Source organism: Thermodesulfovibrio sp. TK110 (genome assembly GCF_054658355.1).
In genome coordinates, this window is record NZ_BAAHNB010000001.1 from 623085 (window position 1) to 642216 (window position 19132).

Sequence of the window (19132 nt, forward strand, 5' to 3'; positions counted from 1 at the left end):
ATATACACAGGCTTGTCTTACTTTTTTGATTGCTTTATATCCGTGTGATAGCCATCTATGAAAAGGGCAAATACTTCAGAGGGTAATTGCCTTGTCTTAAAATCCTCAAGTCTTTCCCTCAGGTCTTCAATTATCTTTTTCATCTCATCCTGAGTATAAGGAAGTCCTAACTCACTGAGTGTCCTGTGAAGCTGAGCGGGACTGTATCCGTTTATTATTAAAGAATAAAGGACATCTGTATAAGATGCACCTACTCTCTGGTATGGCTGAGGTAAAATGTAAGGCCGAAACTCACCATGTCTGTCTCTTGGAACAGTAAGGTCAAGGCAGAATGAGCCTTCAGAGAACTGACGATGATAATAGCCATTGCCCTTATTGCCAGTGCTATTTTTTAGATATATCTCTCTTTCAGATTTCATTATCTGGTTTAATGTTTCTTCAAAAAGCTTCTTTAGTCCCAGATGTTTACCTGTTAAAACATCATCTCCGAGTACTTTCATGGCTGCTTCCCTGAATAGCTCCTCTTTTACTGCCTCATACATCTCCTTTTGATTTTCCATATCCTCTTTCCTCCTCTTTATTTAGTTTTCAAATTCATATATTTTATCCATAGACACAAAATTATTTTAACTTCCCTCACAGCAACTGAGATACTAAACTACTATCATGAACTATGGAAGATAGAGGAATCATTCAGGTGCATGAAAAGCACCCTTGAAGTAAGACCAATATTTCACTGGACAGAGCGAAGGATAAAGGGGCATTTTGTGATGTGTTTCATAGCCTTTTTACTTGAAAGAGCCCTTGAGATAGAATTAAAGCGAAAGGGACTGAGTATTTCATCAGACAGAATAAGGCAGGCAATAAACACAATGAACTATGTAGAGCTTGAAGTGGATGAAAGAAAAGTATACATAAAAACAAAACTTACCAATGAGGCTAAAAAGATACTTAAAGCAGTAGGAATGAAAGCTCCAGCCAACATAATCTCCGAGGACGAAGTGACATCATAAGCAAACCATTGATATACAATGGTTTTAATGCAGCCTAAGTGATAAAATTTTTCTCTGACACTGTAAAAGTCTTTTATTTTCAATAACTTTTAAAAATCAACTGATAAAGTCAGGAAAAATTAAAAAATCTAAATTACCTTAGAAAATATCCATTGCCCGCAATAATTACTCTGAAAAATGGTAGTTTCTCCATTGTTTTTGGATTGAAAAATGATAGGGTTCTTTATTTTGATTGTCAAAATAAAAGAATATATGAAATAACATCTAAAGAGTTTGATAATTTATGGAAAAATGAAGTAATTGTCCTTTATCCAAAATTAAAAGCAACAACATTTTATCTGAATTTTAAATGGCTTTTCAGTGAATTTTTCAAATACAAATCCATATTTTCACAGGTCATACTTTCCTCTGGTTTCATTCAAGTTTTTGCTCTTGTAATACCATTGTTTATTCAGATTATAGTTGATAAGGTTCTTCCACATTTTGCCATGTCAACCCTTCATGTGGTAGGAGCTGCATTTCTAATAGTAATTCTTTTTGACGGAATTTTAAATTATATGAGAAACTATCTAATTTATCATACAGCAAACAAAATAGATGCTGGGCTTGGAGCAAAAGTTTACAGACACTTGCTCTCACTTCCTTTCAGATACTTTGAGACAAGAAAAGTCGGAAACATTATTGCAAGAATAAGAGAGCTTGAAAACCTTAGACAGTTTATGACAAATATATCCCTCACTGTGCTTCTTGATACAGTTTTCTCTGTGATTTTTATCTTGATAATGCTTATTTACAGCGTTATTCTCACACTGGTAGTCCTCATATTTATTGGAATTCTTGCTTTGATATCTTTTCTAAGCACTCCTATTATAAGACAACATCTTGATGAAAAGTTTCAGAAAGGCGCACAGATGCACGCTTTTTTGGTTGAATCAATCACAGGTATTCACACTGTAAAATCAGCAGCTGTTGAGGGTAGAATGATCAAAAACTGGGAGAATCATCTTGGAGAGTATATTTTTTCAGCCTTTAAGTTATCAAATCTTGCAAATAAGGTTTTCACTCCATCCCAGACTCTTCAGAAACTCATGATTCTGGCAGTTATATATTTTGGAGTAACTCAGGTATTTGAAAATAAGATGACAATTGGACAGCTCATAGCCTTTCAGATGTTTGCATCACAGCTTACTGTTCCAGTTTTAAGACTTGTCCATATGTGGCAAGATTTTCAGCAGGCAAAACTCTCCCTTGAAAGACTTGGAGATATTATAAATACACCCTCTGAAGTAGAGTTCGAGACTTTAAAGATTTCAGAGTTAAAAGGAGAAATTGTTTTCAAAGATGTCAGTTTCAGATATTACAATGATGCTCCTGACGTTCTCAGGGGTGTTAGCTTTAAGATTTCTCCCGGACAGTTGATTGGAATAGTTGGAAGAAGCGGTTCAGGAAAAAGCACAATTGCAAAGCTTATTCAAAGGCTTTATTTACCTACAGAAGGCAGTATTTTTATAGATGGAGTTGATATAAAACAGCTCTCACCTTTATTTTTAAGAAGTAAAATCGGAGTTGTTCTTCAGGAAAGCTTTCTTTTTAGTGGAACAGTTAAAGAAAACATTGCTATAGCAAAGTCAGATGCTTCAATGGATGAAATAGTAAGAGCAGCTATACTTGCAGGTGCGCATGAATTTATACAAGAACGATAATTTTTATTTCTCATAGATTGGCTTTTATGAAAGAGTGTGATTTTATTTTAGTTATAGATAAGGGAAGATTAGTGGAAGTAGGAACCCATGATGTGCTTCTAAAAAGAAACAGGCTTTATGCATATCTTTATAGACAGCAGGAGATGTAAAGATGGATGAACATGAATTTAAACCCATTTTAGCTGAAATTCAGGACAAACCTCCTAATCCTCTTGGAACATGGGTTTTGTGGACAATTTTAATTTTATTAATTTTTGTCATAGCAGGAATTTGTTTGGTTAAAATTGATGTTGTGGTTTCTGCAAGAGGAAAGGTAATTCCTGATGGAGATGTAAAAATACTTCAGCCCCTTGAAACAGGTGTGATTCACAGGATTTTTGTAAAAGAGGGTGATTATGTAAAAGAAGGACAAGTTCTTGTTGAAATAGACCCTACTGTAGAGGTGGCAGATATACAAGGTAAGGAAAAGAACCTTGTTTTTCATAATTTAACAAAAAAAAGAATAGAGGCTCTGATTTCAGGAAAAGAATTTTCTTTGCCTGATAAAACACAGGAGGCTATTCTGCAGACAAGACTTTACAGAGCACAGAAGCAGGCTTATGAAGCAAATTTAAATCAGAAGGAAAAAGAACTCAAAGAGATTCAGGCAGTAATCAATTCTTTAAAGGAAGAGACAAGGAAACTTAACAGCCTGATTAGTATTGTTTCAGAAGAAGAAAGAAGGCTGAAAGTTCTTGCAGAGGCTGGAGCAGTTGCTGAAACAAAATACAGAGAGAAAGTTAAAGAAAAACTTAATCTGGAAAGAGAAAAAGACCTTAAGAAAAGTCAGATAGAAGAAAATATTTTAAGGGCTGAAAGAGTAAAGCATGAGATGGATGCAATAAAGAGTGTTTTTTCAGAAAAACTTCTTACTGAAGCAGGAAATTCACTTCAACAGGAAAATCTTTTGACTTCAGAGATAACTACAGCAAAATTTAAAGAAAGCAAGAGATTTATAAGATCGCCTGTGAATGGCTATGTTCATCTTATACCTGTAAAAACTCAAGGAGGAGTGGTAACACCTGCACAGCCTCTGGTAAGTATAGTTCCCGAAAATACACCTCTTGTTGTTAGAGCAATAGTTTTAAACAAAGACATCGGATTTGTAAGAGAGAAACAAAAAACTGTTATAAAAGTTGACACCTACGATTTCCAGAAGTATGGCACGGTTTTAGGTGAAGTTGAGGTTGTGAGTCCTTTCAGCATAGAGGATAGAGAAATCGGCATTGATGGGTATCCAGTTTATGTAAGACTTTATTCTACAGAATTGAAAACAAAGGAAGGAAAAATTTACAAAGTAAAAGCTGGCATGACTGTCGTGGCTGAGATAAATATTGGTAAAAGAAGATTGGTTGAGTTGATTTTGTCACCTTTTATAAAGCATATTGATGAAGGAATAAGGGTGAGGTAGTTTTTATAAAATTTAGTCTTCTTCAGAGTCGGATAAAAGTCCATGATTTTTCATTTTAGTGCGAAGCTGTTTTCTTGAAATTCCTAAGATCTGGGCAGCTTTTGTTTGATTCCATCCAGTTGAGTTTAGTGCCTTAAGAATTAATGACTTTTCAAATTCTAAGAGATTTAAGCTGTTTTCTTTTGAAAATGTCCATCCTGATTTTTCCTGAATTCTTCTTGGTAAATATTTCATTGAAATTATTCCTGATGGGGAAAGTACAACAGCTCTTTCAATGACATTTGCAAGTTCTCTAACATTTCCATGCCAGTCATAGGTTATCAGTGCATTCATAACTTCAGGGTCAATCTGTGGTATGGGCTTATTGTTTTCTTTTGAATATTTGCATAAAAAATAATTAACAAGCAGAGGTATGTCTTCCTTTCGTTCTCTTAATGGAGGAAGGTTAATTCTTACCACATTGAGCCTCCAGTAAAGGTCTTCTCTAAATGTGCCTTCTTTTACCAGTTTTTCAAGTTCCCGATTCGTAGCAGATATTACTCTTACATCAACCTTTATTCTTTTAGTACTGCCAATTCTTTGAATTTCTTTTTCCTGTAAAAATCTTAAAAGCTTTTTCTGTAAAGACATGGGTAGTTCTCCGATTTCATCAAGAAACACTGTGCCTTCATTAGCAATCTCAAGTAGCCCGATTTTTCTTTCTATAGCACCTGTGAAAGCTCCTTTTTCATGTCCAAAAAGCTCACTTTCAAGAAGAGCCTCCGGTATTGTTGTACAGTCTATGATAATAAAAGGTTTTGTATTTCTTAGTGATTTTTTATGAATTGCTCTTGCTACAAGTTCTTTACCTGTACCGGACTCACCTGTAATCAATACATTTGCATTACTTTCAGATACCATTTGCATTATATAAAAAACTTCCTGCATTGCTCTGCTTTTTCCTATAATTTCAGGGAAAGGACTAACTGATTTTTCTGTTTCTTTAAAATATGTGGATGAGTTTTTAATTGCTTCCTTAACGATGTTTATTAAAAGTTCTGTATCAACTGGTTTAATTAAATAATGATAGGCACCCAATTTCATGGCTTCTACTGCCTTTTCTATGGTCCCGTAAGCAGTAAGCATTACTGTTGGTATATTGATCTCATTTAGTTTAAGCCATTTAAGTAATTCTATTCCGTCCATCTTAGGAAGACGATAATCAAGCAAAAGGCAGTCAACTTGAATTTCTTTAAGTATAGAAATTCCTTCTTCAGCTGTAGTTGCTGTAATTACGTTAAAATCTGCTTTTTTTAAAATAGCTGATATTGCTTTTAAGGCACTTATTTCATCGTCTATATAAAGTATCTTTGCCATTCTTTAAAATTTTAAGGGTAACTCTATTATAAATTCTGTTCCAGCATCTTTTTTACTTTTAACAGTTATGCTGCCATCATGGTTTTTTATAATTCTTTCAACGCAAGCAAGCCCGAGTCCTGAACCTGTTGTTTTTGTAGTAAAAAAAGGTTCAAATATTTTATTCATCAGCTCTTCAGGGATTCCAATACCAGTGTCCGCTATTGTTATTAATACTTTGCTGTCTTTTTTTAATGTTTTCACTGTAATCCTGTCTCCATTTTTTGTTGCATCCATAGCATTAACCAGAATATTAAGTACTGCCTGTTTTAACTGGTGATTGTCAAAGTAAAATTCAGGTATAGAATTGTCAAATTCTATGTCTAATATTTTACCTTCTTCTTTAACTTCTGTTTCAATAAGTTTTATAACATCTGCCACTGCTTTGTTTAGATCAGATTTCTCATATTTTAAAGGAACAGGTCTTGCATAGGAAAGGAAATCTGTTATTAATTCATTGAGTCTTTCTGTCTCTTTATCAATGATAGATAGAAACTCTTTTAATACTTCGCCTTCAAAGTTAGATTTTATATACGCTGTAGATGCTTTTATAGCATTTAAAGGATTTTTAATTTCATGAGCAACCGTCATTGCCATTTCTGCGATTGCAGATGATTTTTCAAGTTTTAATTTCTCTTTTGTAGTTTTGTCAAGCTCTTCAAGAGAGTTTTTAAGTTTTATTATCATTTCATTAAATGTTTCAATCAGATATCCAATTTCATCACCGCATGACACTTTATAAACATAACAGTCCTGACAATCAATATTATGGCAGCGTTTACAGTATTCTTTTGCCTCTTTAATTAGCCAACATCTTTCTTTTCCATATGATGGACAATCCGTTTTTGTACATGAAAATATATCTTTGCAAAGAACAATATAAGGATTTTGACAGAGTTCAAGCTTGTCTGCCTGAATATTAGCCATTTTTTCTTTAAGCCTTTGAAGGGGTTTTATAAGAGTTTTTGATAGCATAAAAGACATAAGAATGGTTACTCCAAGGGCTAAAAAGCTGAGAATAAAAATATAGTTTTTCAAATTTTTTATAGCATTACTTACATGTTGATTTATTTTATTTTCTGAAACCCCTGCTCTTAAAACTCCAATAAATGTATCTCCAGCCATAATTGGGATATTTAAATGTCTTATTCCCTCACTATCAATATACTGCCATTTTTTAAAGGCTTCTTCATCAATTTTTATAAAATTTCCGAGTTTCCTTTTATCGCTATGACCGATAATTCTACCATTTTTCTCAGTAATCATTATGTAATCAATGCCTGGATTACTTATAATAAGTGTAATTTTTTCATCAATTGCCAGAGGATCAAAAAAGACAATATGGTCTATAGCATCCTTGGATAGATTTTCCAGCATTAGTGTAATGTTTTCATTAATTTGATTTTTTAGAGAATTCTTTTGATAATTAAGAATGAGAAGATTAACACCAAGTATGAGTATTATAAAAAGAATCAAAAATGATAGGAAGATTTTTCTCACAATGCTCAGTCTTTGAAATTTATTTAAAACTTTATTTGTTAACAAGTTTTTTAAGTGTTGTAATATCTGCATCAGTAACCTCTTTAAAACCCTTAATTCTGGCTTTTTTTAATATTGTAGGATCTAAACTCAGAAGATATTTTTTAACTTTTGCTATTAATTCGGAATTTTTGTTTTTTACCACTGCAAATGGCCAGTTTGGAAGATACTCTCCATAATCCAAAATTTTTATTTTTGAAATATCTACTTCCCCAGCCCATACACTTAATGCTGACTCTCTTATAAATCCTGCATCTGCTTCACCTTTATAAACTCCTATGATGACTTTTTCCTGTCTTTTAGCATCAATTAATTTAAAATCTTTAGTTAAATTAAATCCCTTTTTTTCAAGATACAGCTTTTGTGATAAAAATCCTCCTGCGGAAGTTGGAGAAACGATCATTATTCTTTTACCCTTGAGGCTTTCTATTTTATTTATATTGCTGTCTTTTCTTGTAATAATTATCCCCCTAAATCGTTCATCTCCACAAATACCTTCATCTTGATTGCAGTCTTCTCCAATTGTGATAGCCAGTGCTTTAACTGGATATTTTTTTGATAAAATAGAAAAAACATAAGGATTTTGATAAGAAAAATCCACTTTTCCTTCACTGACAATTTGAATAAATTCTTCAAAATTTTTAGGAATCACGAGCTTAAATTCATAACCTGTTTTTTCAGATAGGTATCTCATTAAAGGCTCATATCTTTTATAAATTGTTAGAGGACTATAAAGAGGCAGAATTGCCACTTTTATTGTTTTAGGAGCATATTCAATGTAATTTTTACCTTTTATATTTTTTATCAATACTCTTATATAATCAAAGTCTCTGTCTTCAGCATGAGAGAATTTTTCAATACCCAGGGAATTGAGCATTTCTTTATTTGATTGGATAAGAATTGAGTTTCTAATTTTTTTCAGCTCTTCCAGTGGAAAGTTGTTAACATAGGCAATTAAAAATCTTGGAGTTGATTCAGAGTATCTTATAATTTTAAGCCCAGCATGTAAATACTTGTTAGCAGTCAGTTCACTCATTGCTCCAATATCATAATCTCCAATAAGAATTGAAAGCGCAATTCTTTGTTCTTTTTGTAATATATCCACTGATTTAAAATCCTTGAGTGAAATATCAACATCTTTTAACATTGAAAGAGGTATTAAGTAGCTGAAGGAGGATTTTTCATCTCCAAGAGCAAGTTTTTTACCAAGAGAATCAAAAATTTTATCTATATTTTTCCCTTCTTTTGCTACAAAAACGCTTCTTGTTTCAGCAGTTCCTCCCTCAGGTTTTGCAAGGGGATAGATTTTATTTTTCAAGTACCATTTAAGTTCACAATAGATAGTAGGGTCAACAATGAGAAGATTAACTTTATTTTGTTTTGTTTTATTTTCAAGGTCTACATAATCTCTTGCAATATCAATTGATACAGGCTTTTTCAGTATGGTTTCTATAAATTTTTTAAGAGGATAAAATTTCTCATATATTGCCCGAGGAGACTCTTCAGAAAGAATTCCAATGGTGATTGGTTGTCCTTGAAGTTTTTCCTCATCAGTTTTTACTTTTTCTTTGTTTGCATTACTACAAGAAATGGATAGAATAAGTAATAAAATTAATATTTTAGAAATTTTCATGATAATAGGGATTTGTTTTTATCTCTAAACCAATTTTTGTTTTCGGTCCATGACCTGGCATTACAACAGTTTCTTCAGGTAAAGAAGCTAATTTTTTCAGAGAATTTAACAACTCCTCTATGCTTCCTCCACCAAGGTCTGTTCTTCCAACTGAGCCTGCAAAAAGAGTATCTCCTGTAAAAACATATCCTTCAGTGTATATGGATATACTTCCAGGAGAATGTCCAGGAGTATGAATAAACTTTAATTGGCTTTTGCCTATTTTTATAGTTTTTCTCTCCTGAATCAGTTCATCAGGTTCAGGTTGAGGCTCTATTTCTATGCCAAAAAATTGCTCAGCTATCTGAGGAGAATTCCTGTAAATTTCAATATCTTTTTCATGGAGCAATATTTTTGCGCCTGTGTCATCTTTGATTTCCTTGACTGCACCAATGTGATCAAAATGTCCATGAGTACAGAGAATGTATTTTACAGTTAATCCCTCTTCTTTAATAAAATCAAGAATTAAATCTGGCTCATCGCCCGGGTCTATAATAGTTGCCTCCTTTGTATCTTCATCGTATAAAATATAACAATTTACGAAAAGAGGACCAACCTCAAATTTTTTTATTTTCATAGTTACCTCCTTAGCTTTTTTAAAATATAACCCAGTTCTTCATGTTTCATCAAATAGCAAAAGACAAAATATAGAATTATGGCTACAACAATTGCAGATCCAAGCCAGAGAAATTTTAAAAGCATCTCTCCACTATAAAGCCAAAGCTGTGGATTAATATCACAAATTAATTTAGCAATTCCTATGCTTAGGAAAGAAGCTATTGTACTTTTTATAAAAGATGGAACAATAGCTGAAAAGGCAATCTCTGGTATTTTTCTTTTTATGAAGCTTGCAAGCATTAAAAATTGCACAATTGCAGCCATAGAGTAAGCAAGAGCTAATCCATTATGTTTCATGGATTTCATCAATATAAGAGAAATGCAAATATTTGTTAGCATACCTGTTATCGCACATACTACAGGAGTCTTTGTATCCTGAAAAGAATAAAATGTGGCTGTTATTGTTCTTGAACCAACTGTCCCAAGAATTCCAAGACTGTAAAAAAATAAGGCACTGGCAGTATTAATTGAAGCATTTAAATCAAAAGCACCCCTTTGAAATAATGTATTTACAATAGGTTCTTTAAGCATAATAAGTCCAATTGTTGATGGTATTGATAGAAAAAAGAGAAATTTTAAAGCAAAAATAAAATCCTTCGTAAGTAGATCTTTTCTGCCTTCTGCAATATGTCCTGAAAGGGTTGGTAAAACTGCCATGCCCACAGCAACTCCAAAAATTCCAATAGGTAGCTGTATAAGCCTCATGGAGTAATAAAGATATGTAACACTTCCTTCTGGAAGAAAGCTTGCTATTATGGTGCTTACGAAGATATTTATTTGATTTACTGTCATTGATAAGGTTGTAGGAATTACAAGAATGACGATTTTTTTTAAAGCAGAATGATAGGGAGCTATACCAAATCTAAAACCATTTTTATAAAATGAAGGAATCTGAATGAGCCACTGGATGATGCCTCCAAGAGTAACCCCTACTGCAACAGAGATTATGGGATTAAAGAAAAATGAACTAAAGCCTACTACAACTATGATAATTACAATATTTAAAAAACATGGAGCAAGTGCTGGAATAAAAAAAACATTATTTGTATTAAGTGTTCCCATTGTAAGAGCAGCAAGACTTATGAAAAGCAAAAATGGAAACATTATTCTTGTAAGTAAAACAGTTAAATTGAATTTTTCTGGATTAGAGGTAAATCCAGGAGCAATTAATTTTACAATCCATGGGCTGAATGCAACTCCTGCAAGGACTATTATACCTACAACAAGGACTATAAAAGTAAAAAGACTTTTTACAATTTTTTTTGTTTCTTCTTCGCCATTTTTTACTTGAGCTTCTTTTAACACAGGAATTACTGCAGAAGACATGGAACCTTCAGCAAATAGCTCTCTAAGCAAATTGGGGATTCTAAAGGCTACAAAGAAAACATCGCTCAGTCCTGTTGCTCCAAAATATTTGGCAAGAATCATATCTTTTATGTATCCAAGAATCCTGCTAAAGGAGGTTGCTAAGGAAATAGCTCCTGCTGCTTTAACTATTTTACCTTTTGCCATCTTAGTATTTTAATATTTCAAGAAGGTCAAGAATATCTTCCTTTGACATATTTGATGGTCCTGTTTTTAATTCTTCTAAAAGAGTTTTGGCAAACTTATCTACATCGCCTTTAAAAGATGGATCAAGTCTAATAGCATTTTTTAAAATTTTAATTGCCTCTGAATACTGATTAAGTTTTTGATATGTGAGCGCCATGTAAAGATGTGCTGGAATAAGGAGAACATTTCTTTTTATTGCTTTATCAAAAGCATCCCAGGCTTCTTTATACTGTCCAGTTCTGTAATAGGATAGTCCCTGTCCAAAAAAGGCTTTATCCTGAGTTATAAATAAAGGATTGTCTAATGCTTTCTGAAAAGCTTCTATTGCCTGTTTATGCATGTTTAACCTTTGATAACAAATTCCCAGATTAAACCAAGCATCAGCATAATCTGGAGCCATTGAGAGAACTTTTAAAAATAAATCCCTTGCTGTTTCATATTCCTGAAACTCCATATTAACAAGAGCTAATCCATGAAGGGCGTTTTTATTATCTGGATCAATTTGCAAAGCCTTATGAAATTCCACATAGGCAAGTTGATAATTTTTTTCAATATAGTAGGCATATCCAATTTCAGTATGAAAATCTGACTCATTTGTTTGCCTTATTCTTTCTTCTGGTGTGCAGGCAATAACAAGAAGAAAAATCAGTAAGCTTAAAATTATCTTCATAGTTTTATAGTATATCATTTTTTCTCATCAAGCTTTCCAATTAATCGTTTAAGAAAGAAAATTATTTTATCCAGTCCATTCATGTATACTTCAAAACCATCCTGAAAAAATTTTAAATTTTTTACTATACCCTTATTTTTAAATCCTGTTAACATATCTATAAGTCTTTTTACAAAATCTGTTTCAAGATTTTCTTCCATTGTAAATCTAAATTTGTCCTTAGTTTGTTTAATCTGAGAAATTTTAATTTTTGATGCAAGAATTCTTATTTGTGCTATTTTAAAGAGATTTTCTACTTCTTGAGTTAGTGTTCCAAATCTGTCATAAAGTTCATTTTTGAGTTTATGTATTTCATCTTCTTCTAAGAGCTGGCTCAGTTTTCTATAAATTCTTATTCTCATAGAAGTTTCTTTTATATATTCCTCTGGAATAAAGGCAGGTAAAGAAAATCTAATTTCAGGCAGCTTTAAGCTTGGTAAGGCTTCACCTTTTAATTCTTTCACAGCTTCATTGAGCATTTCTATATAGAGATCAAATCCCAATCTATTTATACCTGACTGCTCAACGCCAAGAAGCTCTCCAGCACCTCTTATTTCAAGGTCTTTAAGTGCAATGTGAAAGCCTGCTCCAAGATAACTCATTTCCTGAATAGCTTTTATTCTTTTTTTGGCATTTTCACTGAGACTGTCTGAAGGAACTATCAAATAAGCACTGGCTTGTATGGATGCTCTACCAACTCTTCCTCTTATTTGATAAAGATCACTTAATCCAAAGGTGTGAGCCTGGTCAATTATGATTGTGTTTACATTTGGAATATCAACACCTGAGGCTATAATGGAAGTACAGAGTAAAATATCTATTTTCCCATCAAGAAAATCAATCATGACTTTATCAAGCATTTTTTCTTTCATTCTTCCATGAGCAACTGCTATTTTCGCAAAAGGAACAAGTTTTTGAAGCTTTGATTTGACCAGTTCAATATCATGAATTCTATTATGAAGAAAATAAATCTGACCCCCTCTCTGAATTTCTTTTTCAATTGCTTCTTTAATTATTGAATCATTTTCATTGATAACAAATGTTCTAACTGCAAGTCTCTCCTTTGGAGGAGTTTGTATTACAAATATATCCCATAGTCCACTCAGTCCTATCTGAAGAGTTCGTGGTATGGGAGTTGCTGTTATTGTAAGAAGGTCAACTTTTGTATATCTTTCCTTTATTTTCTCTTTATGAATCACACCGAACTTTTGCTCTTCGTCAATTATTAAAAGCCCGAGATCAAAAAACTCCACTTCTTTCAAAATGAGCATATGAGTTCCAATTAAAATATCAACCTTTCCAGATTTTACATCCTCAATAGTTTTTTTAATTTCTTTTTTTGAGCGAAATCTGCTTAAGTTTTCTATTCTTACTGGAAAAGCTTCAAATCTTTTTTTAAAAGTTCTATAGTGCTGCTCGCATAGAAGAGTTGTTGGCACAAGTACTGCCACCTGTTTGCCATCATAAACTGCTCTGAAAGCTGCACGCATTGCTACTTCTGTTTTTCCATATCCTGCATCTCCACACAGAAGAACTTCCATTGGCAAAGGCTCTCTCATTTTTCTTAAAATTGCATCTATGGCAGCTTGCTGGTCTTCGGTTTCTTCATAAGGGAAAAATTCATCAAAATTTTTATGAATTTCTGTATCCTCAGAGTAGATAAAGCCTCGTGGAGTTTTTCTTTGAGCATAAAGTTTTAAAAGTTTATCAGCAATATCCTGTATTTTTCTTCTCTCTATTTCCTTTGCTTTTTGCCAGCGATTACTTCCAAGTTTATCAAGAGGAGGAGTAAACCCTTCTTGGGCAGAATATCTATAAATTTTTCCTATGTTCCATGTAGGCACATAAAGAATGTCTCCATCCTTGTATTCAATTACAAGCACATCTTCTTCAGTTCCTTCATATTTTTGCCTTTTTATACCACGAAATATTCCTATTCCATGATCCTTATGAACCACGTAGTCACCTTCATTTATTTCCAGTCCATCAACAGGAATTTTCTGTAAACTAAGCTTTTTCTTTTTTATTGGTTTCTCTGCAAACAGTTCAAAATCTGTGATAATCATCAAGTTTTCTCTATAAAATCCTTCTTGAAGTTCAGATATGGTAATGGCAAATTTACCAGAGTAATTTCCAACCTCAGCTTTGTTAATCAATGGTGCAATAATACCATGATTAAAGAGAATTTCTTTAACAGTTTCAGCTTTTCCGCGAGAGCTTAAAGAGAAAATTATGGGAAGTCCGAGTTTTTTTAGGTTTTCTGCAAAATCAAAAAGAGTTTTTCTTTCATTTGGTAAAATGCCCAATCCATAAAATGTTTTGTCTTCTCCGTCAATTGCTTGCGAAGAAAATTTAAAAGGCAAATGCGAGATTTTAATTATTTTCTCCTCAGCCTTTATTTTTAAATCTTCAACTTTGTTGGATACTGTAAAGATTGTATCAAATTCAAATAAATCAACTAATTCCGTTGTAACATTGTTTTCTTTTGCTGGTATTATCCATATTTCATTTTTATCTTTAAATGTGAGCTGAGTATCAGGATTAAAAATTTTTATTTCCTCTATTTCATCACCAAAAAATTCAACTCTAACTGGATATTCTTCTCCGATTCCCCATATATCAAACACCCATCCATGTTGTGAGAATTCTCCTTCCTGTGTGACTAATTCAACCTGATTATATCCTGAGACAATAAGATTTTGTCTTAATATTTCTCTTTCAATGCTGAATCCTTTTTTCAGGTTAATGGTTTCCATATAAGAAGGAATTTTTCCAGATTCAACTGTGGTGACTATTTTTTTATTTTTTTCCTGTAGAATTTTAAATATTGCCATCAATCTTTCATTTCCCTCAGATGGCAATAAAACAACTTCACTATGATTATTAAAAAATTCAGAAAAACTCTTTATAGTGTAATAAAGTTTATAAGCCTGCTCTTCATTTTCTTCAAAAACTATGTAGTTTTCATAAAAACAAAGAAAAAGCGCAAGGGAGGTTATAGAAAGATTGTAAATTTCTTTTTTTGTGTGAATTAATGAAGATAGTTTTTCTATTTCTTTTGTTAAAGCTGTATGAATGGATTCAGTATAGTTCATTAATTATTTTATCATACGATTTTTAAGGAGGGGGACACCCCTTAGGGGGCAGCTAAGGGGTGCGGGCATGTATGGGAGCCTAAAAAAGAAAAGCCATGAAGTTCAAAGGGTTCATCCCTTTACCTTCATGGCTTTAAATTTGTAAATCCAACTTCTGTTGGATGTTTAAATTTTACCTCAAAAAATTTTTTATTGTCAAGTTTACCCCTGAAGTTTGAAATTACTCACAAATACCTTAAACATTTAACTACTTTAGCAATGTCTCCAAGGTTATTAGAGAGCTAAAACATGGTCCCAACTTAAAAGAGTTATTCCTTTTTCCTGAAGAATTGATATTGTTTTGTCAAGATTTTCAGTTCTCAAAACTACAACAGCCTTTTCCCCTGATTTTTCCACAAAAGCATAGATATACTCAATATTTATGTTCGTATCGTAAAGATGTTTCAGAGCTTCTGCCAATCCCCCTGGTTTGTCCTTGACTGCTATGGCTATTACATTGGTAAGTTTTACTGTAAATTCATTTTTTTCAAGAACTTCTTTAGCTTTTTCAGGATCTGTAACAATTATTCTTAAAATACCAAACTCAGAAGTATCGGCAATTGAAAGAGCTCTGATGTTTATTTCTTGCTCTGCCAGGGCTTTCAAAGCCTCGTAAAGTCTTCCTCTTTTATTTTCCAGAAAAACCGAGATCTGCTTTATTTTCATTTTTCCCTCCTAATCTATTAATGTCCTTTTATCAATAACTCTTTTTGCTTTTCCTTCACTTCTTGGCAGAGTCTTTGGCTCTACCAATGTAACTTTTACTCTTATTCCTATTGTTTCTTCAATTCTTTTTTCAAGCTTTTTTCTGAGGTTTTCAATGTGTTTTACTTCATCAGAAAATGTTTCCTTTGAGATTTCTACCATTACCTCTATCTCGTCAAGATGTTGAGGTCTTGTAACAACAATCTGATAATGGGGTTCAATTCCCTGAACTTCCAGAATAGCTCTTTCAATCTGATAAGGGAATATCATAACTCCTCTTACCTTTATCATATCATCGGTTCTTCCACGAATTCTTTCAATTTTTGCAAATGTTCTTCCACAACCGCATTTTTCCCTGATGATTGAAGTTATATCCCTTGTTCTGAATCTTAACATGGGCATCCCTTCCCGTGTAAGGGTTGTAAGAACAAGTTCTCCTCTTTTTCCATCAGGCAAACTATCTCCGGTTTCAGGATCAATTATTTCCACATAAAAATGATCTTCAAAAACATGCAATCCTCTTTTTTCAATGCATTCATGAGCAACACCTGGTCCTATTATTTCAGTTAGTCCATAGATATTAAGCGCATTTATGTTAAATCTCTTTTCAATCTCCTTTCTCATTTGCTCAGTCCACATTTCAGCACCAAAACATCCTGCCTTAAGCTTAAGAGTTCTTGGTTCAACTCCCATCTCCTGTGCTACTTCAGCCATATAAAGAGCATAAGATGGAGTACATGTAAGAATGGTTGAACCAAAATCTCTCATTATTTCAATCTGCCTTCTTGTATTTCCAGCACTTGCTGGCACAACCATTGCTCCAATTTTTTGAGCTCCGTAGTGAACTCCAAATCCACCAGTAAAAAGGCCATATCCATAACAATTCTGAACAATATCATCCTTTGTAGCTCCAGCCATTGTAAGGCATCTTGCCATTACTTCTGCCCATACTTCAATATCATTGCGTGTATATCCTGCTACAACAGGTTTCCCGGTTGTTCCACTGGACATATGAATTTCAACAATTTCACTCAATGAAGTAGCAAACATTCCAAAAGGATAAACTTCTCTTAAGTCTGCTTTGGATGTAAATGGAATGTTTTTAATGTCATCAAGAGTTTTTATATCTTCTGGCTTAAGTCCAACTTCCTCAAATTTTTTTCTGTAGTAAGGAACTTTTTCATATGCTCTTTTAACTGTTTGTTTTAATCTTTCAAGTTGTAATTCTCTGAGTTTTTCCTCTGCCATACACTCCATCTCTTTATTCCATATCATAATCTCACCTCATTCAATAGGTTTTAAAAAATTAAGATTTTCACCTTTAAGAGCTTCCATAGTCTTTTGAGTGTCTTCTACTTCAACAATTAAGTAAGCTTTTTTTCTTGTTTCAGCCACATAAACAGCAGCACTTTCAATATTTATACCCTTTGAAGATAAAATTTTAACCACTTCATAAAGTCCACCAGGTTGATCCTTCATTTCAATTCCTATTGCTTCATTAAGAGAAACTGTAAATCCTTTTTCTTTCAATAGTTGAAAAGCTTCTTTACATCTGTCAACCATAAACTTTATTATTCCAAATCCATTGGTAGTTGTAATGGAAAAAGCAAGAATATTTATGTTTGCTTCTGCAAGAACTTTTGTAATTCTCTCAAGTCTTCCAGGTTTATTCTCAGCAAATACTGAAATTACATAAACTTTATCCATGTAAGCCTCCTAAATTGTCCTTTTATCAATAACTCTTTTTGCTTTTCCCTCACTGACAGGTAGTGTTCCTGGCTCAAGAAGTTCTACTTTCGGCTTTACCATAGTAGCAGATCTGATCTTCTCTATGATTTCCTCTTTTAATTTAATTAATTTCTCAATTTTTCCGTCAAAAAGCTCTCTGTCAATCTCAACCCTTACAACCATTTCATCATAAGACTCAAGTACGATTTGATAATTCTGGGCAACTCCCTTTATTCCCATAAGCACCTGCTCAATCTGCTGAGGAAAGATATTTACTCCTTTAACTATGAACATGTCATCGGATCTACCCAGAATTCTTGAAATCCTTCTATGAGTTCTGCCACATTTGCATGGTTCTGAAATAATTCTTGTTAAATCCCTTGTTCTGTATCTTATAAGAGGCATTGCTTCCCTGTTAAGGGTTGTTAAAACAAGTTCACCAATCTCGCCATCAGGTAAAGGCTCACCTGTCTCAGGATTGATTATCTCCATAAGAAAATTATCTTCCCATATATGAAGTCCATCTTTGTAGGGGCATTCAAATCCAACTCCAGGACCATTCATCTCTGTAAGTCCATAACAGTTATAAACATCTATACCAAGCATATTTTCAATCTTTCTTCTTGTCTCTTCAGAGTAAGGTTCTGCACCAAGATAAGCTCTTTTGAGTTTCAGGTCCTTTCTCGGATCAATTCCCTTATCATAAAGCACAGATACAACATAAAGAGCATAACTTGGAGTTATGTGGATCATGGTTGTTCCAAAGTCTTTCATTAAATTAATCTGTCTTTCTGTATTTCCAGGTCCAGCAGGGATTACAAGAATTCCCACTTTTTCAGCTCCATAATGCATTACAAAAGCTCCAGTAAAAAGTCCATAAGTCATGCTGTTTTGTAAAATATCTCCCTTTGTAGCACCTGTCATTACAAGACAGCGAGCAATAAGCTCTGCTGAGTTGTTTATATCTTTCTTTGAAAAAAATATTGCCTTAGGTTTTCCAGTTGTTCCGCTTGATGTATGGAGTCTGATAATCTTTTCAGGCGAAACAGTAAGAAGTCCATAAGGATAGTCAACGAAAAGGTCTTCTTTTGTGGTGAATGGAAAATATTTGATATCGTCAAGAGATTTAAGTTTTGAAGGATTTACTCCTGCATCCTGAAGTTTCTTTCTATAGTGAGGGACTTTTTGATAAACTCTTTTGATAACTCTTTTTAGTCGTTCAAACTGTAATTCTTCAAGTTTTTGCCTCGGCAATGTTTCTAATTCTTTGTTCCAGAATGGCATCTTCTTTTATTAACCTCCTGCCTTCATTGAATGCTTTTATGTTAAGTTCAACTGTTTTTGGTGGAACTGCCTTTGAAATCACATCATGCCATATTTCTTCTTTAAAAGATAGAACTGCTGAGAGAATCCCCAGAATTACAGAGTTTTCTACCCTGGGGTTCCCAAGTTGTTTTGCAATTTTTTCTCCTTCTACTGCAATTACAATAAATCCTTTTTGCTGAAGCAGATTTTCCACATCCTGAGGATAGTCTTTTTCTTCAGCCATTGATGGAAGAATTTTTTTCCTGTTTAAGATTACAGCCCCGCCATTTTTGAGAAACTGTATATATCTCAATGCTTCAAGTTCTTCAAGTGCTATCATTATATGAGCCTCACCTGCGGGAATCTGGGGAGAGAAAACTTTATCTCCGAATCTTATATGACTTATAACACTTCCGCCTCTTTGTGCCATTCCATGAATTTCACTTTCCTTAACATCATATCCGCTTTGAAAAGCAACATGAGCAATGATTCTACTTGCAAGAACAATTCCCTGCCCACCAGTTCCAGATAAAATTATGTTGGTTGTAGACATGGAAAAAATTCTAACATATGATAAAAATAGTTTGCAACAGTATGCCTGAATTTTTTA

17 protein-coding genes are annotated in these 19132 nt (G+C 33.3%); 4 read left to right on the plus strand and 13 right to left on the minus strand.

Annotated features, from left to right (window positions below):
• Positions 1-17: 17 nt before the first annotated feature.
• The gene (locus ACYQ3X_RS03325; protein WP_460180411.1) at positions 18-560 is read right to left on the minus strand and encodes a transposase; all 543 of its coding nucleotides are present in this window, start codon (positions 558-560) and stop codon (positions 18-20) included.
• Between ACYQ3X_RS03325 and ACYQ3X_RS03330 the strand changes: the two genes are divergently transcribed.
• The 4 genes from ACYQ3X_RS03330 to ACYQ3X_RS03345 all read left to right on the plus strand — a co-directional run bounded on the left by ACYQ3X_RS03330 (position 549) and on the right by ACYQ3X_RS03345 (position 4166).
• Positions 549-1013, plus strand: coding sequence for an IS1634 family transposase (locus ACYQ3X_RS03330; protein WP_460180412.1), 465 nt, complete (start codon positions 549-551; stop codon positions 1011-1013). The two genes, ACYQ3X_RS03325 and ACYQ3X_RS03330, sit on opposite strands and share 12 nt — an antisense overlap.
• Positions 1014-1165: 152 nt before the next feature.
• On the plus strand, positions 1166-2716 hold the full coding sequence (locus ACYQ3X_RS03335; RefSeq protein WP_460180413.1) for a peptidase domain-containing ABC transporter: 1551 nt from the start codon (positions 1166-1168) through the stop codon (positions 2714-2716).
• Between the two features lie 26 nt (positions 2717-2742).
• Entirely contained in the window at positions 2743-2865 is a 123-nt protein-coding gene (locus ACYQ3X_RS03340; RefSeq protein WP_460180414.1) for a hypothetical protein, read from the plus strand.
• A gap of 2 nt (positions 2866-2867) precedes the next feature.
• The gene (locus tag ACYQ3X_RS03345; protein WP_460180415.1) at positions 2868-4166 is read left to right on the plus strand and encodes an HlyD family type I secretion periplasmic adaptor subunit; all 1299 of its coding nucleotides are present in this window, start codon (positions 2868-2870) and stop codon (positions 4164-4166) included.
• 12 nt (positions 4167-4178) lie between these two features.
• On the opposite strand, the gene ACYQ3X_RS03350 is transcribed toward ACYQ3X_RS03345, so the two are convergent.
• The 12 genes from ACYQ3X_RS03350 to ACYQ3X_RS03405 all read right to left on the minus strand — a co-directional run bounded on the left by ACYQ3X_RS03350 (position 4179) and on the right by ACYQ3X_RS03405 (position 19075).
• The gene (locus ACYQ3X_RS03350; protein WP_460180416.1) at positions 4179-5522 is read right to left on the minus strand and encodes a sigma-54-dependent transcriptional regulator; all 1344 of its coding nucleotides are present in this window, start codon (positions 5520-5522) and stop codon (positions 4179-4181) included.
• Between the two features lie 3 nt (positions 5523-5525).
• The gene (locus ACYQ3X_RS03355; protein WP_460180417.1) at positions 5526-7133 is read right to left on the minus strand and encodes an ATP-binding protein; all 1608 of its coding nucleotides are present in this window, start codon (positions 7131-7133) and stop codon (positions 5526-5528) included.
• Positions 7093-8733, minus strand: coding sequence for a phosphate/phosphite/phosphonate ABC transporter substrate-binding protein (gene phnD / locus ACYQ3X_RS03360; protein ID WP_460180418.1), 1641 nt, complete (start codon positions 8731-8733; stop codon positions 7093-7095). The genes ACYQ3X_RS03355 and phnD overlap by 41 nt, the downstream gene beginning before the upstream one ends.
• A complete protein-coding gene (locus ACYQ3X_RS03365) occupies positions 8720-9349 on the minus strand; it encodes an MBL fold metallo-hydrolase (protein ID WP_460180419.1) in 630 nt (209 codons plus the stop codon). The genes phnD and ACYQ3X_RS03365 overlap by 14 nt, the downstream gene beginning before the upstream one ends.
• Before the next feature lie 2 nt (positions 9350-9351).
• Positions 9352-10902, minus strand: a complete 1551-nt coding sequence (gene murJ / locus ACYQ3X_RS03370; protein ID WP_460180420.1) for a murein biosynthesis integral membrane protein MurJ — start codon at positions 10900-10902, stop codon at positions 9352-9354.
• A 1-nt stretch (position 10903) separates the two neighbouring features.
• Complete coding sequence (locus ACYQ3X_RS03375) at positions 10904-11629, minus strand: tetratricopeptide repeat protein (protein ID WP_460180421.1); 726 nt, start codon at positions 11627-11629, stop codon at positions 10904-10906.
• Complete coding sequence (mfd, locus tag ACYQ3X_RS03380) at positions 11626-14745, minus strand: transcription-repair coupling factor (protein ID WP_460180422.1); 3120 nt, start codon at positions 14743-14745, stop codon at positions 11626-11628. Before mfd ends, ACYQ3X_RS03375 begins: the two co-directional genes overlap by 4 nt.
• A 273-nt stretch (positions 14746-15018) precedes the next feature.
• Positions 15019-15450 carry an ACT domain-containing protein gene (locus ACYQ3X_RS03385; RefSeq protein WP_460180423.1) on the minus strand — a complete coding sequence of 144 codons (432 nt, stop codon included), beginning with the start codon at positions 15448-15450 and terminating at the stop codon, positions 15019-15021.
• Positions 15451-15459: 9 nt separating this feature from the next.
• Positions 15460-16764: a phenylacetate--CoA ligase gene (locus ACYQ3X_RS03390; RefSeq protein ID WP_460180424.1), complete on the minus strand. Its 1305-nt coding sequence runs from the start codon at positions 16762-16764 to the stop codon at positions 15460-15462.
• Positions 16765-16773: 9 nt separating this feature from the next.
• Positions 16774-17196, minus strand: a complete 423-nt coding sequence (locus tag ACYQ3X_RS03395) for an ACT domain-containing protein (protein WP_460180425.1) — start codon at positions 17194-17196, stop codon at positions 16774-16776.
• Positions 17197-17205: 9 nt separating this feature from the next.
• Positions 17206-18501, minus strand: coding sequence for a phenylacetate--CoA ligase (locus ACYQ3X_RS03400; RefSeq protein ID WP_460180426.1), 1296 nt, complete (start codon positions 18499-18501; stop codon positions 17206-17208).
• Complete coding sequence (locus ACYQ3X_RS03405; protein WP_460180427.1) at positions 18452-19075, minus strand: indolepyruvate oxidoreductase subunit beta; 624 nt, start codon at positions 19073-19075, stop codon at positions 18452-18454. Before ACYQ3X_RS03405 ends, ACYQ3X_RS03400 begins: the two co-directional genes overlap by 50 nt.
• Positions 19076-19132: the final 57 nt, after the last annotated feature.